Here is a 25,788-nt window from a genome sequence, read left to right as displayed (position 1 = left end):
TTCGACCAATCACGATTGAAGGAGGTCGAAGGATGAATACGACAACCAAACTAGCGGGGTTTGGACTTGCCGCCTGCGCGGCGTGCTGCACGGTCCCGCTACTTTCGGCGGGATCGGCCGTCGCCGCGGCAAGCCTGACGCCGTGGCTCGGACCGGCCGCTCTTCTGGCGGCGCTCCCGGTGCTCGGATATATGGTCCTGAACCGGAGAGCGCAGACAGCGGGCGGTGCGCCGCTTCCCGCGACGGCCTGTGGCTGCGGTTCGTGTGCCGCGCCTACGGCGGACAAGCCGATCGCCTGCACGTTGGACGGGGGCGACTTCAAGAAACGCGCGGCGGAGATTGAGAGGCTTGCGTCCAGCAGCCTACTCGAAGTCGTTCGAAAACCGCTGGCCATAGAACTCGTCTACGACAGCGCGGCGCGGCTGGAGCTGCAGGAGCTCGTCCAGAAGGAGCGCGAGTGCTGCGCGTTTCTCGACTTCAATCTGAAACAGGAGGTAGATACGATCCGGCTCACGATCACCGCGCCCGAGGAGGCCCGCGAATCCGCGGACGCGCTCTTCTCCAACTTCGCGCCTTCCTCCGTCACTCTCCGAAAGGAAATCGTCCAATGAATCGCCGTCAGTTTCTCGCTTCCGCGTCCGCCGCACTTCTCGCGGCTGGCCTTGCCTTCAATTCTGCATCCGCGGCGGAAGCCATCCCCGGATTTGACGATGCAGCCGCAAAGGGCGTGCCCGTTCTCGTCCACGTCACCGCGCCGTGGTGCGAGGTCTGCCAGGCCCAGAAGCCCGTGGTCGCGCGTCTGCTCGGAACCTCCGACTTCAAGACCATGAAGGAGTTCGACGTCGACTTCGACAGCCAGAAATCCATCCTTCGCAAGCTGCGGGTCCAGTCGCAAAGCACGATGGTCCTGTTCAAGAACGGCAAGGAGATCGACCGGAGCGTGGGCGTCAGTGATCCCGCCCGCATCGAAGCATTCCTGCGCAAGGCCCTCTGACGATGACGGCCCTGGCATTTCTGGCGGGAATCCTTTCCATCCTGTCGCCATGCGTCCTGCCTCTCGTGCCGGTCGTCATGGCGACGGCGGCATCGGAGCATCGCGCCGCTGGCCCTTGCGGCAGGCGTCGCGACGTCGTTCACGCTGATAGGCATTTTCGTCGCCACGATCGGGTTCTCCATGGGGCTGGACATGACCGTTTTCCGGCTTGTCTCGGCCGCACTCCTCGTGGTCGTGGGCGCTGTCCTTCTCGCTCCCCGTCTTCAGACCAGCTTCGCAACGGCCGCCGGGCCGATCAGCGGCTGGGCACAGAACAGGTTCCGGACGACGTCGACGACGGGCGTCGGCGGGCAGTTCGCGGTGGGCTTCCTGCTCGGGGCCGTCTGGACGCCGTGCGTAGGACCGACGCTCGGAGCGGCGTCGGTAATGGCGGCGAGGGGAGAGAACATTGCCGCGGTCGCCGTCACGATGCTTGCCTTCGGCGTCGGAACCGCCTTTCCGCTACTGATCCTCGGATCGCTCTCCCGCGAGGCCCTGCAACGTTGGCGGGGACGGGTGGCCGCGTCGGCCGCACGTCTCAAGGCGATCCTCGGCGTCCTGCTGGTGCTGGTCGGCACGATGACCCTGACGGGCCTCGATCGCCCGATCCAGACGGCGCTTGAAGGTGCCATGCCGGACTGGCTCCTTGGCCTCACGACGCAGATATGATCTAGCCACGACCGTCTCCATGCTGTTCGATGGGACCGATCAACACGTAAGGACACGTCTTGAGCACTATTCGCGAACGCCTCGAAGAAAGCCAGGTCCCTATCTATTTCGTCGCCGTCGTCGTCGCGGCGCTTGCCGCATTTCTCGTGCAGGGAACGGCGGCGCTGGAGGTCGCCATCAATCCGGCGCTCGCATTCATGCTGTTCGTCACCTTCCTCCAGGTGCCGTTGGCCGAGCTTGGAAAGGCGTTTTCACGCTTCAAGTTTCTCGGCGTCCTTCTGCTCACGAACTTCGTCATCATCCCCTGCATCGTCGGCGTTCTCGTCCAGTTCCTCCCCGGCGACCCCATGCTTCGTCTGGGCGTCCTTCTCGTGCTGCTCGCACCCTGCATCGACTACGTCGTCACCTTTTCCCACCTGGGTCGCGCCGACTCCCGGCTCCTGCTTGCGGCGACGCCGATCCTGCTCATCGTCCAAATGATCGCTCTTCCGATCTACCTCGGGTTCCTTCTAGGAAAGGATGCGGCCTCGCTGGTTCAAGCGGAACCCTTCCTCCATGCCTTCGTCTGGTTGATAGCGTCACCGCTGGCGTTGGCGATCACCGTGCAATGCTGGGCGAAGACGAACCGGTTCGGGGAGAAAATCTCAGCCGTGCTGGGATTCCTGCCCGTTCCGGCGACTTCCCTCGTGCTCTTCGTCGTCGTCGCTTCAGTTCTACCGCAGCTCGGTTCGGCAACTGGGGCGGCGCTGACGGTCTTCCCAGTCTACGCGGTATTTGCGGTCCTTGCCCCGTTTGCAGGCTGGCTAGCCGGGCGCATGTTCGGTCTGTCTCCGACCGAGGGCCGGGCCATCGCCTTCAGCGCATCAACACGGAACTCGCTCGTCGTGCTGCCGTTGGCGCTGGCGGTGCCCGGCGCGGTTCCGGTTCTTCCGACAGTCATTGTCACTCAGACGCTCGTCGAGCTGTTGAGCCAGCTTGTCTACGTTCGCGTCATGCCACTACTTGGTAGGTCGCTGGAGGCTTCCAAGAGCGAGCAGAACCGCCAACGCCAGGAAGACCGCGAGCTCGGAACATCGCTCCCGCGGAAGAGGCAGCCTCGTTCATGACATCTGAAGCGTGTCACAAAAAAACGCGTAGCGATGTCTTGCATCGCTGTGTGATCGAAGGAATGGCGCTGTGAATCGAAACATCGCATGGCAAGCCGGTGTTTGCGATGACCTGCAGAGCACAGTTAGCGGGCAAGTTCGGATTTCAGCCCACTTCTACCGTCGAAGAGCGTCTCGATAAGCGGGCACTCCCGCAGCGAGCCGTCGGCGCATTGCGCGACAACGTCCTTGAGCACCCGTTCCATGCGCCTGAGATCGGCGATCTTCGCCCGCACGTCATCGAGATGCGCGGCGGCAACGGCGCTTGCCTCGACGCAGGGCTGGTCGCGCTCGTCGACGAGGCGCAGGAGCTCGCGGACTTCATCGATGGAAAAACCGAGTTCGCGGGCGCGCAAGACGAAGCGAAGCCGTCGCTCGTGGGTGCCGTCGTAGCTGCGATAGCCGCTCGCCGTGCGTGGCGGCTCCGGCAGAAGGCCGATCTTCTCGTAATAGCGGACCGTCTCCAGATTGCACCCTGTGCGCTGTGCGAGTTCAGCGCGCTTGAGGCCTTTCACGCCAGCGTGATCGCCCATACCAAAATACCCCTTGACCCTGTAGTTGCTACAGACCGCACGTTAGCCCCTGGATAGGTTTTCGACAAGAAGAGCGAGGTCGGACATGAATGCATCGCGACACGGACCAGCAGACGTTGCACCGACTGCGGCAAACCTGACGACGCCAGAGCGAAGCGAGGCCGGGCGACAGCGCCTGGTCGCCGCCGGCGGCATACTCGGCGCTATCGCCGCCTCGTCCTGCTGCATCATTCCGCTCGTCCTGTTCAGCCTCGGCATCGGCGGCGCCTGGATCGGCAATCTGACGGCGCTTGCGCCGTACAAGCCGCTGTTCGTCGCCGGAACGGCGGGCGTGCTCGGCTATGGCTTCTACCTTGTCTATTGGAAGCCTAGGCAGGCCTGCGCCGATGGCGCCGCCTGCACGCGCCCGGTTCCCAGCCGCCTGGTCCAGATCGCGCTCTGGTTCGCCACGGTTCTCGTCCTCGCTGCCTTCGCCTTCGACTATGTCGCCCCGCTGCTGCTTTCCGCCTGACACCAAGAGGAGATCCCCATGAGGAAGAGTTTGAGTGCTCTCGCCTTGATCGCGTCCGTGATGACCGCTCCAGCCGCTTTCGCCGCCGAACGCACTGTGACCTTTGCGATCGACAACATGACCTGCGCCTCGTGTCCCTACATCGTGAAGAGCACGATGGCGGCGATCCCCGGCGTCGCGAAGGTGACCGTCTCCTTCGAGGCGAAGACCGCGGCCGTGACCTTCGACGACGCGATGACGAACACCGACGCCATCGCATCCGCCAGCATGAATGCCGGTTATCCTGCCCATCCGCGGCTGGGCAGCTAGAATGACTGGCTCCGCTTCATTCCGTGCAGCCGCGATCGGCGCGGTCCTCGCCGCGATCTGCTGCGTTTCACCACTTGTCGCCCTGAACCTGCCTTTGGCCGGCCTTGGCGTATGGCTGGTGGGTGCAGCTCCGGTCGTGCTTCCGCTGATGATCGCGGGCATCGGTCTTGTCTCGTGGAGCCGGTATCATCACTGGGCAAGATCCACCGCCCGTGAAGCGACGATTCGGAAGGAAGCCGTGAAGTCATGAACGATTGCTGTGCATCTCCATCGCCTCAGGCCGAGGTTGCAACGTCCACATCCGCGACGCCGCCAAACTACGCCGTTCGGCCTGGCGTGACGTTTCCCGACTGGTCGGTCGTCACGTCGCCGACAGTCCGAAGCGCCTTGCAGGCGATGGTCGGCTCGGACCATGTGCTCAACAGGTGGAGCGGCTACGACCCCGCCACCGATCGCATTCGTGTTGCGCTGCTCCAGCTTTACGCGGAAGACGGGCGAGCTCCGGTCACTGCCGCGCTTGCGGAACGTACAGGTTTAAGCGAGACGGATGTCCAGCCGCTGCTTGAGGAGCTTCGCCGGCGCGACCTGGTTGTTCTCGACGGCGAGCGGATCGTCGGAGCCTATCCCTTCAGCGATCATAACACCGACCATCGGGTCGTGCTGGACGGACGCACGTTGAACGCAATGTGCGCGGTCGACGCGCTCGGAATCGGTGCCATGACCGATCGCGATATTGCGATCGCCTCGCAGTGCCGCCATTGCGGCGCGCCGATCCGGATCACCACGCGAGGGCGAGGGCGGGCACTCGACGACGTCGAGCCGCAGTCGTCCGTCATGTGGCAAAGCGTCCGCTACGAAGGCGGCTGCGCCGCCAGCTCGCTCTGCGCGACGACCGCCTTCTTCTGCTCGGACGACCATCTTTTGGCCTGGCGCGACGACCGTTCCGCCGACGAGCCTGGTTTCCGGCTGTCGATCGAGGAAGGACTGGAGGCCGGCCGCGCGCTGTTCGGGCCGAGCCTTGCTGGCCTTGATCGCCCACCGAAGAGCCCAGCGGTCGGGAACCGCCCCTTCCGCACAAGCGGTCGCAATGGAGACGTTTACGATCTCATCGTCATCGGCGCCGGCTCCGCCGGCTTCTCGGCCTCGATCACGGCCGCCGATCAGGGCGCCCAGGTCGCGCTCATCGGCAGCGGCACCATCGGCGGCACCTGCGTCAATGTCGGCTGCGTGCCGTCGAAGACCCTGATCCGCGCCGCCGAGACGCTGCACAACGCTCGCGTGGCGGCCCGTTTTGCCGGCATTGCTGCCGAAGCCGAACTGACGGACTGGCGCAAAACCGTTCGTCAGAAGGACACGCTCGTTTCCGAGTTGCGCCAGGCCAAGTACGTCGATCTGCTCCCTGCCTACGACGGCATTGGGTATCGCGACGGACAGGCGCGCCTCGTCGACGGCGGCGTCGAAGTAGACGGCGCGCGTATCGCCGCCGGCAAGATCATCATCGCGACCGGCGCACGGGCTGCAGTTCCCGCCATTCCTGGCATCGAGACCATTCCGTATCTCACCAGCACGACGGCGCTCGACCTCGAGGAGCTGCCGCGCTCGCTGCTTGTGATCGGCGGCGGCTATATCGGCGCGGAACTCGCACAGATGTTCGTCCGCGCCGGCGTCGATGTGACGCTCGTCTGCCGGTCGCGTCTCCTTCCCGAGGCCGAGCCCGAGATCGGCGCGGCGCTCACGGGATATTTCGAGGACGAAGGCATCACAGTGGTCTCCGGCATCGCCTATCGCGCAATCCGCAAGACCGGGAGCGGCGTCTCGCTGACGGTCACGCGCGACGGCCAGGATGCCACGATCGACGCCGATCGGGTGCTGATCACCACGGGGCGCACGCCCAACATCGAAGGCCTTGGGCTGGCCGAGCACGGGATCACGGTCTCGGCGAAGGGCGGCATCGTGGTCGACGACCGTATGCGCACCACCAGGGCCGGCGTCTATGCCGCCGGCGACGTCACCGGCCGCGACCAGTTCGTCTACATGGCGGCATATGGTGCCAAACTGGCGGCCAAGAACGCCCTCAACGGCGACAGCCTGCGCTACGACAACAGCGCGATGCCTGCCATCGTGTTCACCGATCCGCAGGTTGCGAGCGTCGGCCTCACCGAGGCGGACGCTCGCACCGCTGGACACGCGGTTCTTGTTTCGACGATCGGTCTCGACCAGGTGCCGCGCGCACTCGCCGCCCGCGACACCCGCGGGCTGATCAAGCTCGTGGCCGACGCCGGCAACGGCCGCCTGCTCGGCGCGCATGTTCTCGCGCCGGAAGGGGCCGACAGCATCCAGACGGCGGCTCTGGCGATCCGACAAGGTCTCACCGTCGACGATATCGCCGGTATGATCTTTCCATATCTCACCACCGTCGAGGGACTGAAGCTCGCGGCGCTCTCGTTCGGCAAGGACGTCGCCAAGCTATCGTGTTGCGCCGGTTGAACGGGGAAAGGAATGGACCACGAGGTAAGAAAATCATTTTGTCGAGCCAGGCGCGCAATCAGCGCGATCGCCGAAATTGGTCCTTGACGCCACGATAGCGCGATCGTGGACGACCACCCACTTTTTCGAGAAGGGGTGAGCCGCAGTCTTTCTGAAATCGAGAATTTCGTCATTGTCGGCGAAGGCGCAAGTGCCGATGACGCGGCCGCGCTGGCGGAGTCCCGCGCTCGATGGTTCGGAAGCGGTACAGGGCTTGGTACCGCTATTACGAGGTCGAACCCGACGACTAGGCATCGCAAACCTTGTGCTCGGCGGCCATCGAGTTCTTCAACGACGGCGCGAGATCGTTGGAGGATTGTCTCAACGCTGCTCATCGGCACTTATGTCGGCAGGTGGGCGACGCGCGCAAACGCGCCGACGTCGGCTGTGGCTCACTGACCTGCCGGGCCGACGGCATAACGTTCGCCCTGCTTCGCCGGAACTTCCTGAAGCGGCGCCCGTTTTGAGATGGTCGAAACCAGAAACTCCTATCATGGCTACTACATCACGTGGACGAAATCAGGACCGGGCGCGCGTCGCCGCCGGTCAGAAGCATGAAGTCGCATACGAGGCGAAGAAGGAGAACGTCTCGAAGGATACGGTCAAGAAGGCCGTCAAATCGGCTGGCAGCAGCCGCAAGAAGGTTGAGGCCGAGATCGGTCGTCACTAAAAAGTGAGGATCGCCACCTACAACGTAAACGGCGTCAACGGCCGTCTCGAAGTCCTACTTCGGTGGATCGGGGAGACCGCGCCGGACGTCGTCTGCCTGCAGGAGCTCAAGGCGCCGCAGGAGAAGTTTCCCATAGAAACAATCGAGGCCGCCGGCTACGGCGCAGTTTGGCTGGGTCAGAAATCCTGGAACGGCGTTGCAATCCTTGCGAAGGGGCAGCAGCCACATCTTACAAGGAAGGGCCTGCCGGGCGAGCCGGAGGACGAGCACAGCCGCTACATCGAGGCCATCGTAGACGGCATCATAATCGGCGGCCTCTATCTTCCGAACGGCAACCCGTATCCGGGGCCGAAGTTCGACTACAAGCTTCGATGGTTCAACCGGCTGCACAACTACGCTGCCGAACTGCTTGAGCTTGAGGTGTCCGTCGTTCTGGCAGGCGATTACAACGTCATGCCGACCGAACTCGACGTCTACAAGCCGGAGCGCTGGACGAACGACGCGCTCTTTCGCGTCGAAGTGCGGGAAGCATATAAGAAGCTCGTCGATCAAGGCTGGACGGATGCACTCCGGCATCTGCATCCAGACGAACGCATCTACACCTTCTGGGATTACTTCCGAAACGCCTACGCCCGCGACGCCGGACTCCGCATTGACCACTTCCTCCTAAGTTCAGAGGCCGCGTCCCGTCTGGCGAGGGCGGAGGTCGATAAGCACGTGCGCGGCTGGGACCACAGCAGCGATCATGCTCCCGTCTGGATCGAACTGCAGGAGAAAGCCGGCTAAGACGAGCCGCTAGCTCACCTCGGGAAGGGCTGACGAAAATTCCTCGACGACGAAGTCCGCCGCGATCGATGGAGCCCAAGTCAGTTGACGAGCGCTTTCCTCCGGCTGGTGGACGGCGCCGGGCCGCATCAATGCTCCGTAGTCGAAAATGGTTCCCCTCAGCGCAGATCGGACCGCCAGGCCGATAGCCATTCCGACCGGAGGCGGTACCGCGTTGCCGATCTGACGCGCCGCCGAATCCTTGCCGCCAACGAACGACCAGTAGTCGGGGAAGGCCTGGAGACGGGCGCGCATCCTCAGCGTCAGGGAAGGGCGGAACGCTGGTCCTGCACGTTCGGCCTGCTGCTGCGTGGGCGCACTGTCGGCCACGTTGCGGATGTCGATGCCCTTTGCAGCCCAACGGGCCGTTTCCTTCTCGCGCGAACCGCCCTTGCGTCCGACCACTGTAGAGGCCAGCGCCCCACGCAGGTCAGCACCGTTTCTCCGGACGACCTGCGTTCGCAGCGCCTCCGCCCACGCGGCAGCACCTAGCCAGCCGTTTTCGGCCATAAGGTCGGCAAGGGCGTCGCCCATGTTTGCCCGCCACTCGGGAAACTTGGGCGGGCTGCGAAATGCGCCCATCGCAGCCATCCTCATGCCAACGATCAAGATTCGGGTGCGTTCCTGGGGCACGCCGTAATCCTCCGCCTCCATGCGAATGATCTGAATGGCATATCCGGACTTCCTGAGCTTCTTCATGAAGGCGCCCAGGTGATCCGCATGTCGCGCGTGTAAGAGGCCGGCGACGTTCTCGAAGACGAAGGCGGCCGGCCTGATCTCGTCGACAGCCCGCGCACCCTCCGGCAGGAGATCGCGTGGATCGTCCTTGCCGAGCCCCAGTCCCTCGATGGAGTAGGGCTGGCACGGCAGACCTCCGACCAGCAAGTCGACGTTCGGCGAACGGTACTGCGAAAAGTCGACGGTTCGCATGTCCGCTTCCACCACAGGCCAGAACGGCCGGTTCTGACGAAGGGTCGCGGCGGCATCCTTGTCGAACTCCACGAGCGCTATCGGATGATAGCCAGCCCTTTCCAGGCCGATAGAGAAGCCTCCTGCGCCAGCGCACAGCTCGACTACAGTCAGATGAGGCCGAGGCAGGGCGGCAAGCGGCTTTCTTACGGCAGGCGCATCAAACTCGAGCGGTGGCTTCGCGCTGGTGACGCTCTGAAGGCAGTCGATCAGGTTAGTCTGCACCTTGCGGCATTGCGAAGTGTTGTCGAGAGCGTATCCATACTCGCCGCCGAGCTGGCCATCAGCCACCCTCCTTAGCGCAGCATAGGCGAGGGCGACGCCGCGTCCTTCACTACCGTTAGGAAGAGACAAAGCTTCCTTGAGCGAAGCAGGCTGGGGACCCCAGACCTCTTCGAAACGCGGCAACACCTCCGACGCGATCTCTTGCACGCTCGCTAGGTATTGCGTCCGAACTTCTGGGGATAGTCGCGACTGGAGAAGATCGACCTTGGTCATGACTTCGCCTACACGCTTGTCAACCAGCTTGACCGATACGGCCATACGGCGCCTTGCGGCGGCTATCGTCCTGCGCATTGCCGTCCTCGCCTGCAGGTCCCAGAACGTCAACTTCTGCCGCTTGAAGTGGGCCCGGATCGCGGCTACGTCCTTCGTGCCAACGGAGGCTCCGGCCTCCATCCGCAACAAGGATTCGCGACGCGTCTCATTGTCGGCGGTAGCGAGTGACCGTAGCTGGGCGAAACCGATCCGCTTCTCCCGGAGGAGTCCATGACAACCTTTCAAGCTGACGGAGGCCTTCACGAACGCGGACGCATCTGTCAGGTCAAGTTCACAGGCGGCGTGGAGGAACTGTGTAGTTTCCTTGGCAGTTAGGTGCTCATGCAGTGCTTCCACCTCCGCCGTGATTTTAAGCAGTCGGTCCGCGATCTGTCCCTGCAGTAGGCGGATCGACTTTCGTGCCTTCGCCACTGCTTCATGTTTCAAAAGTTCTTCTGGCGTGCGCGACCGCTTCATCAAGGCTTTCCTGCGTTTGGCGTCTGTGATGCAGGACGGCCTGCCTCGTTATTTGTTGCATTACGGCACAGTTCTTGAGGCTTGGGAAAACCAATGGATAAAATGTCACCTATCCGTAAGATTGTACGATCTATCGGCGACACCGGGCGGCGATCCAGATTGGGAAGGCTTGGAACTGGGCGGCGGACTAATCACCACCGGACAGGCCAACCAGATTGGCGCATGACTTCTTGTTGCCATGAAACAATTTATTCTCGGGCGCCTTGACGCCCGCCTGAGCGTTCTGTATCTGTTCTCTCATGTTCAAGAACCGTCGACAACCGCAACAACGCTGACCGACCTGCCGCACTCGCGGCGGATCCCTTGGTATTGTTGCGGAGACCGACGATGAATCCTTACAACGCAAAGGGTCGTGCGACCCGAGGTGCCGTGTGCTTAGCGAGTGAACGCTTTAAGCCGTTCGGCACGGTGCGATGCTCCAATCCGCCTTTCTTCCGATGCCAGCTCGCTCGTGATCTGGGTTGTATCCTGGATGTCGACGACGACGTCGTCGCATGGTGCTGCAGGCCCCACGGCATGGATGCTGCGCTCGACGAAATCGAGTGGCAGGGACCGCCGCCAGACTTCATGGTCACCTACCCGAACGGCAAGGAGCTTTATCTTCACGCGGTGGAGGACGTCGGCGATCCGGAAGTCACCGAGGCAGCAGCGTGCCGCAAGCTATGGCACCGTTTTGTGAAAGCCACCGATATCCGAGTCGGCTACCGGCTACAAAACGCTCGAGATCTCCTCAGGTACGCAGCCTACCAAACACCGCTGGGCGACCGGATACGTCTTCTGGCAGCTCTCGAGCACGAGGGCTCGGCGACCGTCGCCGAATGCCTGTCCATTTTCCGGGAGGTGAGCCCGATCGCCGGACTCTCATCCCTCATTCTCAACCGGGTTGTGACCGTCGATCTGGATGCAGAGCTTATTGCTCCGCACACGCCGGTCCGAGTTTTCGGGATATAGATCATGTCAGATCGCGCGGACACACTCTTCAAATACACCACCACCCGTCTCACACTGGCCGCGTGCCGGTCTGCTCTTCGCCGATCCCTCTTGCGGCACCCAGCGGTGTACGCCGGCGAACCCTTCACGCTTGTGCTTGCGGTGCCCGAGGATCTCAGGAAGGATTTCAATCGCGCAGCCCTAGCTTTGATAAAAGAGGACGACGCTCTGGCCGACGTCGGGCTTGGGACGAACTCCGTAAGCCTGAGGGGACGCGTCGACTACACGGACGTGAAGGTTTCCCTTCGGGCGTGCGAGAGGCTGGTGATCCTCCTGGACCGTCTGGAGGGCTTGCCTGCTTTCCTGATCGCCGCAGCCGACACGATCGAGCAGATGCATCCGATCGACGTCGAAGTCCTGGTCGAGGCTGTCCGCGCCGTTCATGACTTGGAACTCGGGCATGAGGCCGCCGAAGCCATGCTCAACTATCCTGTCGCGGACGTCCTGGCCGCGCTACGTCCTGGCCGCGACCACGCCGATGTTCTACGACGGCTGAAAGCCGCTCACGACAGCACCCTCGACACCAAGGTGCCGCCCGTCGAAAGCCTGGCCGGTTTCGGCGATGCGGGCGAATGGGCGCGCGTCGTGGTATCTGAACTCGCTGCCTGGAAAAGTGGAAGCCTTACCTGGGAGGATGTGGATTCCGCGTCGCTCTTGAGTGGTCCGCCGGGTGTCGGGAAGACTCTTTTCGCTCGGTCACTTGCAAGAAGCGCCGGCTGCGCCTTCATCGCATCGTCGCTCGCACAGTGGCAGGCCGCTGGTCATCTGGGCGATCTTCTAAAAGCCATGCGTGAATGCTTCCAGCTCGCCGCCGCTCGGGCGCCTACCGTACTCCTGCTCGACGAATTCGATTCCATCGGCGATAGAACTAAATTCGCCGGATCGAACGCCCAGTACAGCATTGAAGTCGTGGCCGGGCTGCTGGAATGCCTCGACGGCGCTTATCGCCGGGAGGGCGTCGTCGTGATCGGCGCGTGCAACGACCCAAGCCGAATTGACAGGGCGCTCCTGCGGCCCGGCCGGCTGAGCCGGCATTTCGCGCTCTCGCTACCGGACACGATCGCCCGGACGGGGATTCTGACAACGCATCTCGATGGAGCTCTTCGACAAAAGGAGATCGTGAAGATAGCCGAGGCGACCCTTGGGTTATCCGGCGCAGAACTGGCGCAGCTCGTGGCGGATGGTCGCCGAAAGGCGAGGGGGCGAGCACAGAAGCTTCGTGTCGAAGACGTCATGTCATGCCTCCCGCCAATCGCGCCGATCAAAGGGAGATTGCGAGATCGGATCTGCATCCACGAAGCGGGCCATGCGGCCGCGATCATCGCGCTCAACGTTGGAAGACTGACGGGCGTCGCCGTCATGGACGGGTTCTACAAAGGCGGGATCGGCGGCGGCGCCGCATTCGATCGTGAGGAGCGGCTGCAGACTGCAAAGCACTATCGGAACGAACTGATCGTCCAGCTAGCCGGTATGGCGGCCGAGATCGTATTTTTTGAAGAACATCTTGAAGGCTCCGGGGGCCGCCACGGATCGGACCTTCAGAGGGCGGCGGATCTCGCGACGAGCATGATCGCGCAGCTTGGAATGGGCGGGATCACAAATTTCCTGTCTGCAGAGAGCCTCGAAGACCTCGACAGGATTCGCCGCACCGTCCCGAGCGTCAACCGACGGGTGGAGCGATTGCTCGCAACGGTATTGGATGAGGCAAAGGAGTTGATCGGACGCAATTCCGAGTTTGTCTGCGAACTGGCGGCGATCCTCAACATGGAGGGCTCGGTCGATGGAAAGCTGGCGACGTCCATGTTCGACAAAATGGAGAAGCCGGATGCCGCAGAATAGATGGACCAGCGACCTGCAGCATATGCGTTCACTCCCGCGGGCCGGACAGAAGAGCATGTTCCTGACATTCATCGAGAAGGAGTGCGGGATACCGCTGACCGTACGGGAGGCACGCTCGCGGCTCTTTCTTCTCACAATGGATGCACTGGCGGGATCGCCTCGTCTCATCGTCGTCGACGAGACGCGCGCCATCCTGATGTCCTTGGGAGACCTGGAGGCGATATTGCTGGATCTGGCACTGATGAAAGTCGTCGAGGGCTTGAAGGAGCAGCCGCGCCGTCGGGTGAAGAACCGCTAGAAGGGCCAGACGCGTAAGGTCAATATCTTCTATACGGCGCCGAAGCGATCCGTTCGCTTATGGGTGGCGGCGACGATCTCGTCACCCGCTAATCGCGCGAGAGCTTGCGTCTGCTTGGTACAGTCGGCGGCACCATTGCCTCCGCGACTCGATACCGTGCGTGTCGAGACGCCTTATTTCAGAGGGGAATTTAATCGACGACCCTAAAGGCGAGCCAGACTGCACTCATTCCACCGCCGGCAAGTTTCCCTTGAATTAGACGGAGCGCTCACCTCCCCAAGCGGGCCGGGGCGATGCGACGCCGCGTCAAGAGAATTAAGGCGGCGGAAAGCCCCTGCGCCTTGATGTCGATGTCGCCGACACAGGATCTTTCAGGCCGGTAATCGGATTGGTAGAGTTGAAGAGGTTTGTCGACGGCCTCAAGAGGTTGCCGAGGCGCAAGGTCAGTAACCGCTGAAAGTTCGGTCGAAGCCGCGACGGTCTTTCGAGCTTGTTGGTAACATCGCTTTTACCCGCGCCGGATATGAAACGATCGATCAAACGCGAGAATATCGATGCCCCACTTTGCAGACAAGTCGTCCATCCTATCGAGGGTCATCCATCTCGAAGCGCGGTCCTACCTGGAGGAGGCGATCAAGTGTCACGAGGTGGAAGCATATCGAGCTAGCGTCACCATGATGTGTTGCGCTGTTTTCTACGACGTCAGGCTCAAGGCATACGGTTTGGCCAGCTACGATCCCTGGTTCGACAGGTTTAGCAAGCATGTGGAGCACATGCGCGAAAAGCAGGATAGTTTCGAGTCGAACGTCATGGAAAAAGTAAGATCTTCAAGGCTCTTCAAGGAGGAGCAGAAGTCGTACTTGGATAGGATTTGGAAATCTCGCAATGACGCGGCTCATCCCACGAAAGTGACGGTATCGGAGCATTTATCGGAAGACTTCATCAGGACTGGGGTGGATCTCTTTCTCGCCGATAAGGCTCTGCTTGGTGATCCGGGGGTTGACGTTATCCTCGAGCAACTTGAGAACGTTGACATGTTTCCGCACGAGTTTTCGACGCGCGATGTTTCAGTTGCGCGAGACCTTTTGCAGGACGTTCTGATAGGCGGTGCCTATTTTAAGCTCGCGGAGAAAATCGTGAGCAAGCTGAAGAGTGAGCCCGATGCTCGATTTCAGCAAAATGCCATCCGCTTCCTTAAGGCCATGGCACTCATGCAAACACCTGACAGCATTTCCGCCATAACAACCGCCCTCATACAAAGAAGGACGCCGGAGGCCGCTGAAACCTGGCACCTCGAAATTATTGCGCTTTCCCCGGAGATGTTGAAGGCGGCCGGATCGGCAAGCAAAAATGGACTCGACGTCAGCCTGGCCGCCATGTGCCGCTCTTTCGATGACTCCGATCCGAGCCACATCCGAAAGATGCAAGATCTTTTAGAACAGGTAATGAGCAAGATCGACGCAGTGCGTCTGCACGCCGATTTCCCTTCATTTCTTGATGCGCTGCTATCTTTCGTTTGGTGCCAGCCTGCAGTGGTGAACTGTCTCGTGGCGGGCGGAGGTATGCGGGTGTTTGCGAGTTACGAACTTCATAAACGCTTGGCAGAACCCGTCGATGCCGGTCGGTTCGTTCGCTATCTGAAGTACAGGGGATTCGAAAACCAACTCGCCGACGCGCTCTCGGACGACGAGGCGTTTACGATCCTCGCACAGATCGCGTGCGCGGCGGTAAACCGAGATCCGGACTGCAACAGGATACTCGACGCTGACTTCGCTGACTTACCATCCCTCAGAGCGAAGGCCATCAAATTGGCCATCGAGAATCCTGATGAAGCGGAAAACATCCTTGGTAGTTACAACGGCCACTGGGACTTGGCGATGATGAAGGAGGCGCTGGATGTAGGCGCGGCTATGGATGCATGAACGGCCCTGTATCTATCGTCCTGTACCGGTCCAGCCACAGCCTCGCGGCCTCCTCCTTATATCGAAAGTCAAACCCGGAAGGGCCATAGAGATCACGGGTAAGCCGCCGGTCCTCCTCCTCAAATGGAATTCGCCCCCAATATTGGAATGCATCCTCGACGTCGACCGGCGGATGGATAGACTCGAGAAGGTCTGTCTCCGACTTGAGGTAACGCCGTTCGAAAAGCCGAACTCGCAACGCTGTTCGATATTCAACGGTGGAGAAACCTAGCTTCAGAGCATCAGCGATAGACAATGATTCCAAGCCCGACTGAGCCAATGTTCGTGGGTTGTGATGCAGTTGCCCAGTCACCATATTTCGGACAAGCCACTTGTTCTGGAACCGGTCGAATGGCGTGCTCTTGAGAAGACGACCGTCGACTGACGCCCAACCTATTGCCCTGAAGCCAGACAACGCGATCTCGTCGGGATACGGTACTTGCTGCTCCTCGCTCTGGCTCAACCAGTCTTCAAGACTGTCCAGTCCTTGCTCCCGCCTATCGGCTTCAGCGAAGCCGGAAGGTGGCCGGCATTCCGCGACGAGTTCATCCTCATCCTGAACGAGATAGGACTGAAGCATCTGCATCCTAAGTCCAGCCTGATATTCGCTCGTGTTAAACCCGAGGGCGACGGCATCACGAAGTGAAAGGACTTGTATCCCGGAAACCGAGAGAACGTCGTCCGCGTAAAGATTTCCGTCAATCGGCGACCGACGCAGATATTGCGTCTGAAGTCGGTCGGAAACTAGACCGCACGGTCGCAGGTTGTTTCCCAGCCATGCCACAGCAGAACCATGTCGCTCGAAGTGGCTTTCGTCTGCAATGTATTGAAAACGTTCGTTGTATGCACCCATTGTAGATCCTACTCTAGGGAAAGTGCCTCGGCGCTATGCAACGAAGAAATGGGCTGAGCGAGTGCCGGCAATGGGCGTCGATCGATGAGCGTTTGAGTATCGACGCGACTTCGATGGCTGGGGTTCATGGTGGTATCTCTCCTTTGGAAGAGATTTTCACGTGGCCATGAAAGTCACTACAGAACGGCGAACGGTCTAGTGAATCCTCGCAACAATCTGTCGGCAATGTCCATCGCGAACTTCTCCTGCAGCACACGGTCGTCTATGAAGTCGCGATCGATAGCCTCCGGAGAAAGACTTGGAGAAGATTGGAAATAGAGATCTGTGGGGAGTCGCTGATGAAGACGACGATATCCAGGTCATCGAGCAGATCGACGTAGCGCGCGGGGTCGGCAAGGTGGTCGATGACTACAACGATCTTATCCGCACCCTGGCGAAGATCCAATATCACAATCCCGATTTCGTTCTGATGCTGCGCGGGCAAACCGAAGATCACCAATCGAACGGCGCTACTATACTCAAGCCCAGCATATTGCGCGAGAACCGCGGTCGTTACCCTGGACGTGGACCTCTCAACGACCGCTTCCAGCGACTAAAGGATGCCGAACGGGAGCTCGCGGACGCTTTCAATCGGCACGCTATTCCAGACCCCAAGCTGCGGGTAGTGAAACATCGAATTGTTCGTTGGGCAATCCTTCAGCACTACAAGGTCGTCGATACGCCACTCCTGGACGTCACCTTGTCGCCACGGATCGCGGCATCCTTTGCAACCAGCAACGGACGCCCCTGGGGCTTTATCTATGTCCTCGCTGTTCCGAACATCAGCGCCGCCGTGACGTCCAGCGCCGAGGCAGGGATGCAGATCATAAGACTGTCGAGCGTCTGCCCTTATGTAGCGATGCGCCCCGGCGTCCAGGAGGGGTATCTTTTAGGGGAGTATCCGGAGATCGACACGATGGAAACAAAAAGCCGGATCCCGTATGGGGAAACTGACTTCAGCCTGAGGCTCATCTCCAAGATCAAGTTCAGACCTCGGGACTTCTGGGATCTAAGCGGTTTTGGGGAAGCCACTGAAGAACATCTTTATCCGGAAGAGGACGAAGCATTCGGAAGGATGATAGAGGAGTTAAGAGAACGTTTCGATCACTATTGAGTAGCCGCCGCATATCGGGAAGTCGAACGTGGTCGCAATGTTCTCGTCCCTGACCTGATAGGACACCGAAATGGCAAGCACGACGCCCGGCGAATCCTTCACGTCGGCACCGAAGCGCTGACCATCGTGTGAGACGCACCAATGCTTAGGCTTTTATGCAGCCGCCGGCGCGGCCGATGACCAAGGGTGACTCCCAGTATTCGTAAACCACAGTCTGTTCGTTCGCGCGGCGCGAAGTCAGCGGAATCCGAGATCTTCGATGACCCGCGGACGCATCCTGGAAGGCCCCTCAGTCCTCCATCGCTGAAAGGGTGTGTGCTGCCATCGGGCGCAGTCAATACGGTTGGAGGAAAGGCCGGGGCATCGAGAAATGTCACCGATGCGCAAAGCTTCGTGATATCTGAGGATTTCGTCCCCAGTCCCTATCCATACGAATTCAACACGAAGATGGTTACGTCCGCGCGTCCGCGCCGCTGGCGCGAGCGATGATCAATCTCTGGGCTGCCGCAATTCACAGTGGCGACGATGCGAGCGACGTTTGTCTGAGGCTCCGGCGAGCTGAGTCCGACGGCAATACTTTTGAGATGGGTATCACGGTCACGGAGACCGTCAACGGCGACGTTAATGTGGGCCTGTCGAATTTGGGGCTGCCCGCAGGCGGAGAACTCAAATCTACTACTGGAAACACGGTCACCGTCAAATTCGTAGACCACGACTTCTCGCGACCACCGCCGCCGCGTCCGAAGGCTTGTAAACGCGGTGACACTCGTCCGGAATGCGAACAGCACATCGTGGTGCCTAGGGGACGACGACCGGCGTGGATAGTGGAGTTGATCCCCGCAAGCGGCAACAGTCATACCCGCCATTCTCGATCGCCAAGCTCGTAGCGACTTTGATCTCGTCCTGGACGCCAGGCGTCGCAGGCTACGAAATCTCAGCGCAGCTTGAACCCAGGGTTAGGATTCAGTTCAATGAGCGGCTGGAGTCGCTCTTCCACGATCGCGGGTATAAACCAGTTCAACGTTCCTTCACGCGAATAGGACAATGCTTGACGTGATCCGAGCGTCGTGCGGTTCACGATCCTCGGGATACGCGTCATCTCGACGAAGAAGCCGGTGGCCACGGTCCTGTCGAATTCGGCAGCCAAGTCATTCCGCATCGCATTAAGCTCGTTCGTTGTCGCCAAAGGTGCCACGACCATCACCGGCACGTTGGAGTCAGTCCAGATCCGATGGAGCATTGCGACTGTGATATCCGGACGCAATGAAACCGGCTTCAAAACTATGATAAGATCCGGCTCCGCGACCTCTTCAAAAAACTCTTGGGAGATGTCGACTAAGAACTTATTGTTGCGAAGGGGGCTGGGTTGCGACGTCATCCAGAGGCAAACCAGGCTTGCTTCGATTTGGGCCGCGGCTAGTTGGTGCAGGAACATTGATCCGACACTATCGGCCTCTTCGGCTTCAACCACCACGGCGACCTTCTTCGCCTCCTTGCTATAGTCGCGCGCTGTAAGAGCCTTCGCCATCGCGCGGCCGAGCACAGTACCGGCGCGTTCGTAAAGTGTAAAAAGTTCCTGTGGGCTACCGCGAAAATCAATCAGTTCCCGTGCGAACTCGATCTCGTTGCGGTCGGGCCTGTCAAGAAATGAGCTCCACTCGGTCATCTGATTTTTCCTGCGATTGTTGCGAACTTAATGAGATCCAAGTCCTCCGCATTCGACAACCGCTTAATAAGCCGGTCCCATTTCGGCGTTCCGCATCGAAAACCGAGTGGCGATCGAAAATGCCTGTTCATTCCGAACGTAAAGATGTCTCCTTCGATGTCGTAGTCCATACCTTTGACGGCTGAAAGCAACGTTTCGACTTCAGGGCTTAGCTCGAACTTTGGCTCGAAGTCCCGAAGGAGGAATCCTGAATGGTCGGCGGAACACTTCGCAATATCGCGGATTGTCCCGTGAAAATTACATGCTTTCCATCCAATATAGTAGTAGTCGGCCAGGTTGCGTTTCGCCAAATCGCCTCCGGCCTTCGATAGAAGACCCTCTGCAAACGACCTCCATTCACTGAAGCGATGGACGTAGTGCTTAACCTCAACCTTTCCTTTGAATGCAGCCGGCATACTGTCATCCAAGCTTTTTCTAAGCCCCGCTCGAGAGACAACGAGCTCAACCTGTGAGCCTGCATCGAGTCCGGTCATTTTCAGATCTTCGAGTTGATTCTTAAAGTCCTGTTCGACCTCTGGCCAAGCAAGTCTAAGCCTGTGCTTCGCTTGGGCATAAAGCAGTTCCGTGTCTGAAATTACGACGAGGTCGTCGACGTCCGTCACGCGCCGGTTCGATACGTGAGACGACATTCCATTCTCGTTCCGCAACATGGCGAGAAAGGAAATTCGTATCGCATGATAGACGCCATACTCGCGCTCAAACTCCGTACCCTTGTCCTTGCTGTCCGCTCCTCGTCGCCTTCGTACAGACCGTGTCGTTCTCTCGGGTCCCATTGCTGCGTTGGCCTGATCAATTAGCCTAAGCTTCTCTCGGTAGGTGGGCATTGAGCTTCTCTCTCGCTAATGCCGCGAAAAACTGGTCGGCATTGAAGGCGAGGTCTACAACCCCCGCGTTAACAAATTCTAGTGTAGGACTGCTGTCGAAGTTCAGCCTGGTTACACGGCCTTCTCCTAACTCCATCCGAGAAAGTGATACTGTCTCGACCGCTAGATGACAGCATCCAGCACCTCCGTCGGTCTGCAGACAGCGAGTTGTTCAATCATCCATTAAACGGGCCTAGATTGAGGACGTGTTGGCGAAGCTTGTCACACGCCGGCGCCATCAGAGTTGCCGCATCCATGCCGCTCTCGAATCTATAAGGGATCGTGGTAATCCCGGTTAGGTCACTGGGAAGCTTAAGTTTCTCAGTTCGAGGTTCCATGAGGATCGCGCGCTGCCGGCCTAGCCTGCCCATAAAGAGTCCGAGCTCGAAAACGACGTTGTCGCGCGGGCTTGGCCAATCCGTGTTCCTGTCCTTGTTTTGGGTATGGTCATCGGCGTGAGCTATCGCCACGGCGAAGTCGGAATCGTCTACCTTCGCTTCTAGGTCCTGCAACGTATAGTTCATCACCCGGAAGGTGCCTTCCGTCCATAGCGTCGTATGGAAAGGGTCGAACTCGAAGGCGTTTTGAACGACCCGAGCTACGGGAAGAGCCTCTTTCGAGGAAATTATGAAGACGCGGATCCTATCACGGAACGTGCCGATGTATTTGTTGCGCTCGAGAAGGCGCCGGGAAAGGGATCTTGCGATCTCCCGATACATGAGCGGGTACGTCGTGGCGAGCGTTGCGAACTGTTCGCCACTCACCTTGGCGACTATCGAGGGCTCCTCGGCAATCACGGTAGCGGATCGGAGTTGCGTCGGCTCGATGGCTGCCATTTCGCCTACATGGTCACCGCGGCCTCGTAGCCCGTAGCGACGCCCATTGATGTGTATGCTGAACGAGCCGGAGACGATAAAGAAGATATCGTTGTCATCGCCATTCTGCTCGATAAGGATTTCTCCCGTGTCGAGGTGCCTCAGCTCGACGAGATCCGCGAGTTCTTCTGCGAGCTTCGGTTCCTTGCCGACGATTGATTGCTGTCCGAGTACATCGATCCGGAGTGCCCTGCCGGCATCTCCCTTGAAGCGTTCGAGCATCTTACTCACGTGACTGTTCTCCAGTAGGTAGTCGAATAGATTTCTTCGTTGCCATGCTGCGCCCAAACGGATCGCTGCCACATGTTCTCGTTGTTCGGTCCGAGCTTTTGAGGGTCGTTGAGGAGATCGTAGACGCGCTTCGTTATGTAGGTCGGTTTCTCTGCACTCAGCGCCGTTAGCTTGGCTGCCAGATTGGCGGCATTGCCGATCCAAACGATATCGTTGTCGCCACGGACGCCCGTTCTCGCAGCTCTGATTTCGGAGAGGTCGATGCCGACGACGTGTCGAATCTTGAAATCTGTCGTCCATCCCTTGTTGAGTTCGCCCTGAACGATGTTCTTTACGGCGTAATTCAATTGAAGGGCGCAGGATACCGCATCGTTACATTTGCTGTTGGAGATGAAGATACCCATGACCCGATCGCCGTCGTACGAGACGATCGAACCCCCATGATGCCTGACCAGACGTGAGGCGGCGTAGAGGAAAGTCTTGTAGACTTCACCCGAGAACTGCCATTTCTTTGTTTCGACCAAGCCTGTTGACCCATCGAGATCGGCATACAAAATGGCGGCCTTTTCGAAACGTACAGCGTCATTTGTGAGCTTGAGATCCTTCGGCTCGGGCACAACTGTCCCGTCGCGCGTCGTCCAAGCGCTCCCGAAGGTCGAACTCGAATTGCTTTTGATGTCGTCCCCTATGGTCATTGATCTGCCTCCTCAGCAAGGAAATTGGGCGATGACCCAGCGACCACATGCAATGGCCGGGGGAAGCGCGATGACCACGAAGGCGAGTAGAACAAGCGTCCCTGCACAGTGGAAGAACCTGAACTTCCGATGCGCGATCGAGGCTTGAATGGCTGTCTGGACGCCGAGGTCGTGTAGATAGGTCGCCGTCGCGGACTCACCCTCGGACGGCATGTATTCCTTCTTCGCCATTTCCGGATAGTCCTTGACCCCTCCTTTGATGATGTCGCCGAAATAGAGGAGGTTCACGACATCGTCTTCGCGCTTGTAGACTTGGTTGAGGAACCTGGGCAAAAGCGACTTGAGACAAATAACGGCAGCGAGCGCGAGCAGTGGAAGCGCGGCTTCGAACGCATACTTGTAGCTAAAGGGGAGATCGTCCGGTGATTTTAGGAGGTTAATTATGGCTCCGATCCACAGCGACGAGAACGTTAGTAGCGCAGCATTCTTCGTCTCTGCGAATTTGACGAAATCGATCATTCGGCCGTGATTGGCCGACATCAATTTCTCATAGGCTTCCTGTTGATCATTCTTCGGCACGGGACACCTAAATGGAAGCGGTAACGCGGGCGGCTGTAGATGAGGAGCCTTCACGCAGCGGGCAGTTCAGCATCGTGCCACAGCAGACCTCGCCGGAAAGCCGGGAGAGGGCGTAGAACAAGTCCACCTTCATGCGCCGAAGCTTCTCTTGATACAGCAGCGTCACGACCGCTTTGGAATTGCAGCAGCGTGACCGGGGAATGGGCTTACCCTGACTTTTGCATCCAGCCGGGCAGGGAAGCCAGCCGTTCGCTAGTTTGCCGCGGTTATTGACCTTGTATGTTCCCGTGGAGAACCAGGATTCCTCGCCCTCCAGCATTCTCATGTATTCATCCTCGATCCCAAGGTTTCTGGCTGCTTCAATCGCAGCGTGCTGGTGAGGACCAGCGTCGCCGTGCGACATCTGTTGCTGCGGGGGCCACCGCCTCGTTCGCTTGGCGATGCGTTGAAGCTCGAGAAAGTGCTTCAGCAAACCCCACCAGACGTTGGCGTGATCTCTGGAAACGATATTGTTTCCTGCATGCATTCCCAGACAGAAGTGTTCGTCTGACTGCAGGTGCCGCTCGTGACAGGTCTTGGGGTATTTCGTTCCCGGAACCTGTTCCTGCACAGCGATCGCCCCCGAAGAATTCCGAATACGAAGATCCACCTCGATCGTGCCGACGGCTCTTTCAAGTTCAATGCGTGCGGAGCCTAAAATCTCGTCTTCGGTGGCGGCGACGACATGGAACCAGCTTGGGCACGCAGCCAGGATATGGGCCAGCGGCATTTATTGCCCTCCGGAACTGTAAGGTGCCGCCGTTGCGCTGACCTCGCCACTCTTGACCGTGGGAGGAGCACTCAGATGTTCGACAACCGACGACGCATCAAGGTTCCAGGCGACTCCGCCTTCGAACAGTCGTTTCACTCCAGCGGGAGCGTGACTGAGAGCATTCGGCCCCAATGCAGTCTGTTCTCCGGTGCAGTCCCTCTGAAGTTCCTCTGACTTGGAGACGGCACGGCTGACAGAGCAACGTACGCTTCGGTCGCCTCTGATCCCGATCCGCGTGATTGGCGTTTCCCCGAACTCAAGACCGATCGCAATCCCGAGACCTTCGATGCCATCGAGTTCCTGCTGGCAGAGTTCGAAGCTCGACCGGATCCCCCCGGCAGCTTTAACACTCGATACCACCGACGCCGGCGCATCGGTTTCGAAAGCGGTTCCCGCCGCGACCAATCCGTGGATACAGTCTCCGATGAAGCGAACCTTGCGACCATCGAAATCCTCAGAGAGGGTGGCCGCCAGCTCGCTGCGGATCACATGCAGGTTTGATACCATCTCGCCAATGCGGCCTTGCGCGATGCATTCATCGACGTACTTCGTGAAGCCGTCGATGTCACCGAAGATCGACATCAGACCCATCCGAATGGAATTCGACGGCATAAGAACCGCGAAGTCGATCGTCTTCAACGGCGGAGTATGACGGTGGAACGTGAAGCTTGCGTCCGTTCCGATATCGAGAACGAATTTGTTTCGCGCATTCAACGCAGCTTTTGTGACATCGGCGTCCGTGAGCCGTTTCGCGATGTAAGTCAGGCTCCCGGTTCCGACTGTGGACGCTGCGTTGTGGCGCTCAGAGAAGAGAATGTCGTGGGAAACGAGTTGCGTCATGCCGAGGTCCCGTCGAACCCTATTCGACATGAAGATGCCTTCCTCGTCGCCTTCCGCCAGTTTAGCAGCGTAGTTCGCGGGCGCTCCCAGGAAGAGAGGCTCACGTTCGTCCTTTGTGCCACTGTTGACTGCAACCGCCGAGCCACTATCCAGGCCAACCCGGATCCGGGTGGAGTAGCGACCATTTTCCGTCGTACGACCGACCTCTTCGATCGCCCGTTTGGCCGAATCTGCGAACGCGAGTGCACGTTCCGATCGCTCCTGCGCGTTCTCAGCGCCGGGCGGCGAAATGATGACCGCATGCATTCTGGCGCCGTGGAAATCGACGCGCTGCGCTTCAAATTCCTCAGCCACCTGATCGCAGGCGGCATAATTCAGATGGAGCATCGAGAGCGCGCGGCGATGGCTTGCTTCGGTCTCGCGTTCCCGTTCGATCATCGCGTCGCCGAAGTCGAGCATTTGAATGTAGACGTGAACTCCTTCGACAAGTATTGCCGTGTCCGGTGGAACGTCGAAGATCAGCGGCTCACTTTTGCCACCTAATTTTATCTTGGCCTGGTTCGCCGCGTGTCTCGCGACGACGAAGCCTTGGTCGAAATTTCTCAGATTGATTGACGCCGCTGGGGCAGTAGCGCGGAAATTCCGGATGCGCTGAAGACTCTTATGTCGCGACCAACTCATTACAACTTCCTTCCGGTTTGCTCGTCGAGGGCTCTTGATTGCTGAATGCCGGCCATGCTCGACGAATGGCCACAGTGCGAATGTTTCGTCCTGTTTCGAGGGTGGCGCGCTTCCGTAACCGAGGGCGCGCTACGATTGAGTCTAGATGGATTGGCGCCTAGACACCGGAGGCCATGGTCCTCTGCCGAGCGTTCTTCCTTCGTTCGGATTGCATGGACCTCTGGCCACTTCGACATGGTGGCGTTCCCGCGTGCAATTCGGAGCGGTATGCCTGTCAGCGTCGCCAGGTGCTCAGGTGCGTGGCGATGTCGATAGGCGAGGTGAGGCGGCGCGAGGAAGTGTCTCGCGAACATGTCTGCCTGATCCTCGATGGACTCCGTGGCCTTCATGTCCCGGATGTTCTGTACCGCGCCGCCATTGTCCTTGTGCATCGGGACGTCCTTCTCGCGATGAAGAAGGAAGTGCCCCAGCTCATGCGCAAGCACTAGCCGTGCCTCCGGATTGCCTTCGCACGCCGCCGCGTACACTGAACTTCGAACCGTGATCCTGTCCTTCACAGGTTCGGCAAGAGCCTCCTCCGCCATTTCGGAATCTGGCTTGATCAGCAGCCGAAACCGCGGAAACATATCGACAAGCCTGAATTCAATAATGTCAACTATGTCAACAAGTTCGACAAATTTCATGTCAAACTCGTTTCGGTATTTCAGGGCTTCCGACATCATCTGAGAGGTCGTCAATCCACTGGATGTGAAGTAGTCCTTTGCCATTCCCGATACCTCGCCAGATCGACTACAGCGGAACTCCGAAGCTGTTCTGCAGCCCGCGGAGGAGAGTTCGCCCTTGCGTTTTCCTGCCGGACAATCTTCGCAAATGCGTCGAGATCGACCCCCAGAAACTCGCAGAGCGTTTCGCGTTCGATGTCGGAAACCGCGTCCGAACCGTCCTCGAGAGCGCTCAAAGTAGCGGCGTCGATCCCGGTTTTTTCGGACAGAGCGTGGAAGGTCCACCGGCAGGAATGCCGTTTTCGCCTGATGATATCGCCAAAAATAGACAGCGCGGCCTTGCGGCCGACGTCATTGACGTCGTCGGTCATGATATCCTCACTATAGGGTCACGAAAGATCGATGAT

27 protein-coding genes and 2 pseudogenes are annotated in these 25,788 nt (G+C 59.4%); 17 read left to right on the top strand and 12 right to left on the bottom strand.

The genetic code is table 11. The features are described from left to right. Positions 1-32: 32 nt before the first annotated feature. The 4 genes and pseudogenes from GGD53_RS00725 to GGD53_RS00710 all read left to right on the top strand — a co-directional run bounded on the left by GGD53_RS00725 (position 33) and on the right by GGD53_RS00710 (position 2,808). Positions 33-611, top strand: coding sequence for a hypothetical protein (locus GGD53_RS00725; protein ID WP_184452729.1), 579 nt, complete (start codon positions 33-35; stop codon positions 609-611). Then, positions 608-994, top strand: coding sequence for a thioredoxin family protein (locus GGD53_RS00720; protein WP_184452727.1), 387 nt, complete (start codon positions 608-610; stop codon positions 992-994). The genes GGD53_RS00725 and GGD53_RS00720 overlap by 4 nt, the downstream gene beginning before the upstream one ends. 2 nt (positions 995-996) lie before the next feature. Beyond that, positions 997-1,702 (top strand): annotated as a pseudogene (locus tag GGD53_RS00715) (cytochrome c biogenesis CcdA family protein). A gap of 59 nt (positions 1,703-1,761) precedes the next feature. Beyond that, positions 1,762-2,808, top strand: coding sequence for an arsenic resistance protein (locus tag GGD53_RS00710; protein WP_184452725.1), 1,047 nt, complete (start codon positions 1,762-1,764; stop codon positions 2,806-2,808). Between the two features lie 125 nt (positions 2,809-2,933). Here GGD53_RS00710 and GGD53_RS00705 read toward each other — a convergent pair whose 3' ends face one another. Continuing rightward, entirely contained in the window at positions 2,934-3,380 is a 447-nt protein-coding gene (locus GGD53_RS00705; RefSeq protein WP_184452723.1) for a MerR family transcriptional regulator, read from the bottom strand. A gap of 85 nt (positions 3,381-3,465) precedes the next feature. Between GGD53_RS00705 and GGD53_RS00700 the strand changes: the two genes are divergently transcribed. The 7 genes and pseudogenes from GGD53_RS00700 (at position 3,466) to xth (ending at position 8,182) form a co-directional block, all read left to right on the top strand. Continuing rightward, positions 3,466-3,891 (top strand): mercuric transporter MerT family protein, encoded by a 426-nt coding sequence (locus GGD53_RS00700; RefSeq protein WP_184452721.1) that lies wholly within the window; start codon positions 3,466-3,468, stop codon positions 3,889-3,891. Between the two features lie 18 nt (positions 3,892-3,909). After that, on the top strand, positions 3,910-4,200 hold the full coding sequence (locus tag GGD53_RS00695) for a cation transporter (protein WP_184452719.1): 291 nt from the start codon (positions 3,910-3,912) through the stop codon (positions 4,198-4,200). 1 nt (position 4,201) lies between these two features. Next, positions 4,202-4,450 carry a mercury transport protein gene (locus GGD53_RS00690; RefSeq protein ID WP_184452717.1) on the top strand — a complete coding sequence of 83 codons (249 nt, stop codon included), beginning with the start codon at positions 4,202-4,204 and terminating at the stop codon, positions 4,448-4,450. Beyond that, on the top strand, positions 4,447-6,687 hold the full coding sequence (gene merBA, locus GGD53_RS00685) for a bifunctional organomercurial lyase/mercury(II) reductase MerBA (RefSeq protein WP_184452715.1): 2,241 nt from the start codon (positions 4,447-4,449) through the stop codon (positions 6,685-6,687). Before GGD53_RS00690 ends, merBA begins: the two co-directional genes overlap by 4 nt. A 102-nt stretch (positions 6,688-6,789) precedes the next feature. Further along, positions 6,790-6,903 (top strand): annotated as a pseudogene (locus tag GGD53_RS31550) (DNA-binding response regulator); the annotation flags it as partial. Positions 6,904-7,219: 316 nt separating this feature from the next. Beyond that, positions 7,220-7,396 (top strand): DUF3606 domain-containing protein, encoded by a 177-nt coding sequence (locus GGD53_RS00680; protein WP_184452712.1) that lies wholly within the window; start codon positions 7,220-7,222, stop codon positions 7,394-7,396. Positions 7,397-7,399: 3 nt separating this feature from the next. Then, positions 7,400-8,182 carry an exodeoxyribonuclease III gene (gene xth / locus GGD53_RS00675; RefSeq protein WP_184452710.1) on the top strand — a complete coding sequence of 261 codons (783 nt, stop codon included), beginning with the start codon at positions 7,400-7,402 and terminating at the stop codon, positions 8,180-8,182. A 9-nt stretch (positions 8,183-8,191) separates the two neighbouring features. Here xth and GGD53_RS00670 read toward each other — a convergent pair whose 3' ends face one another. Continuing rightward, a complete protein-coding gene (locus GGD53_RS00670) occupies positions 8,192-10,204 on the bottom strand; it encodes a DNA cytosine methyltransferase (protein ID WP_184452708.1) in 2,013 nt (670 codons plus the stop codon). Here GGD53_RS00670 and GGD53_RS00665 point away from each other — a divergent pair. From GGD53_RS00665 to GGD53_RS00645, 5 genes are all read left to right on the top strand, one after another. Next, positions 10,188-10,430 carry a hypothetical protein gene (locus GGD53_RS00665; protein ID WP_184452706.1) on the top strand — a complete coding sequence of 81 codons (243 nt, stop codon included), beginning with the start codon at positions 10,188-10,190 and terminating at the stop codon, positions 10,428-10,430. The two genes, GGD53_RS00670 and GGD53_RS00665, sit on opposite strands and share 17 nt — an antisense overlap. A gap of 161 nt (positions 10,431-10,591) precedes the next feature. Next, complete coding sequence (locus GGD53_RS00660) at positions 10,592-11,215, top strand: hypothetical protein (protein ID WP_184452704.1); 624 nt, start codon at positions 10,592-10,594, stop codon at positions 11,213-11,215. A 3-nt stretch (positions 11,216-11,218) separates the two neighbouring features. Beyond that, on the top strand, positions 11,219-13,093 hold the full coding sequence (locus GGD53_RS00655) for an AAA family ATPase (RefSeq protein WP_184452702.1): 1,875 nt from the start codon (positions 11,219-11,221) through the stop codon (positions 13,091-13,093). Then, complete coding sequence (locus GGD53_RS00650) at positions 13,080-13,391, top strand: hypothetical protein (RefSeq protein WP_184452700.1); 312 nt, start codon at positions 13,080-13,082, stop codon at positions 13,389-13,391. The genes GGD53_RS00655 and GGD53_RS00650 overlap by 14 nt, the downstream gene beginning before the upstream one ends. Before the next feature lie 554 nt (positions 13,392-13,945). Then, positions 13,946-15,313: a hypothetical protein gene (locus GGD53_RS00645; protein ID WP_184452699.1), complete on the top strand. Its 1,368-nt coding sequence runs from the start codon at positions 13,946-13,948 to the stop codon at positions 15,311-15,313. Here GGD53_RS00645 and GGD53_RS00640 read toward each other — a convergent pair. Further along, positions 15,300-16,205, bottom strand: a complete 906-nt coding sequence (locus tag GGD53_RS00640) for a hypothetical protein (RefSeq protein WP_184452697.1) — start codon at positions 16,203-16,205, stop codon at positions 15,300-15,302. The two genes, GGD53_RS00645 and GGD53_RS00640, sit on opposite strands and share 14 nt — an antisense overlap. Positions 16,206-16,503: 298 nt before the next feature. On the opposite strand from GGD53_RS00640, the gene GGD53_RS00635 reads away from it, so the two are divergent. Beyond that, positions 16,504-17,358, top strand: a complete 855-nt coding sequence (locus tag GGD53_RS00635) for an FRG domain-containing protein (RefSeq protein WP_184452695.1) — start codon at positions 16,504-16,506, stop codon at positions 17,356-17,358. A gap of 934 nt (positions 17,359-18,292) precedes the next feature. On the opposite strand, the gene GGD53_RS00630 is transcribed toward GGD53_RS00635, so the two are convergent. The 9 genes from GGD53_RS00630 to GGD53_RS00590 all read right to left on the bottom strand — a co-directional run bounded on the left by GGD53_RS00630 (position 18,293) and on the right by GGD53_RS00590 (position 25,752). Next, positions 18,293-19,024 carry a hypothetical protein gene (locus tag GGD53_RS00630; protein ID WP_184452692.1) on the bottom strand — a complete coding sequence of 244 codons (732 nt, stop codon included), beginning with the start codon at positions 19,022-19,024 and terminating at the stop codon, positions 18,293-18,295. Beyond that, positions 19,021-19,686 carry a hypothetical protein gene (locus GGD53_RS00625; RefSeq protein ID WP_184452691.1) on the bottom strand — a complete coding sequence of 222 codons (666 nt, stop codon included), beginning with the start codon at positions 19,684-19,686 and terminating at the stop codon, positions 19,021-19,023. The genes GGD53_RS00630 and GGD53_RS00625 overlap by 4 nt, the downstream gene beginning before the upstream one ends. Before the next feature lie 437 nt (positions 19,687-20,123). Then, positions 20,124-21,044, bottom strand: coding sequence for a TIR domain-containing protein (locus GGD53_RS00620; protein WP_184453477.1), 921 nt, complete (start codon positions 21,042-21,044; stop codon positions 20,124-20,126). A gap of 5 nt (positions 21,045-21,049) precedes the next feature. Further along, positions 21,050-21,670, bottom strand: a complete 621-nt coding sequence (locus GGD53_RS00615) for an adenylate/guanylate cyclase domain-containing protein (protein WP_210303040.1) — start codon at positions 21,668-21,670, stop codon at positions 21,050-21,052. 90 nt (positions 21,671-21,760) lie between these two features. Then, a complete protein-coding gene (locus GGD53_RS00610; RefSeq protein WP_184452687.1) occupies positions 21,761-22,288 on the bottom strand; it encodes a Pycsar system effector family protein in 528 nt (175 codons plus the stop codon). 46 nt (positions 22,289-22,334) lie between these two features. Further along, entirely contained in the window at positions 22,335-23,096 is a 762-nt protein-coding gene (locus GGD53_RS00605; protein ID WP_184452685.1) for an E2 domain-containing protein, read from the bottom strand. After that, positions 23,097-24,659 carry an adenylate/guanylate cyclase domain-containing protein gene (locus GGD53_RS00600; protein WP_184452683.1) on the bottom strand — a complete coding sequence of 521 codons (1,563 nt, stop codon included), beginning with the start codon at positions 24,657-24,659 and terminating at the stop codon, positions 23,097-23,099. Then, the gene (locus tag GGD53_RS00595) at positions 24,659-25,426 is read right to left on the bottom strand and encodes an ImmA/IrrE family metallo-endopeptidase (protein ID WP_184452681.1); all 768 of its coding nucleotides are present in this window, start codon (positions 25,424-25,426) and stop codon (positions 24,659-24,661) included. Before GGD53_RS00595 ends, GGD53_RS00600 begins: the two co-directional genes overlap by 1 nt. Continuing rightward, positions 25,393-25,752 (bottom strand): helix-turn-helix domain-containing protein, encoded by a 360-nt coding sequence (locus GGD53_RS00590; protein ID WP_184452679.1) that lies wholly within the window; start codon positions 25,750-25,752, stop codon positions 25,393-25,395. The genes GGD53_RS00595 and GGD53_RS00590 overlap by 34 nt, the downstream gene beginning before the upstream one ends. Positions 25,753-25,788: the final 36 nt, after the last annotated feature.

The sequence above is a fragment of the Rhizobium aethiopicum genome (assembly GCF_014197535.1).
Lineage (GTDB): Bacteria > Pseudomonadota > Alphaproteobacteria > Rhizobiales > Rhizobiaceae > Rhizobium > Rhizobium aethiopicum_A.
Note: the sequence above shows the minus strand (reverse complement) of the source record. Positions and strands in the feature narration are given on the sequence as shown.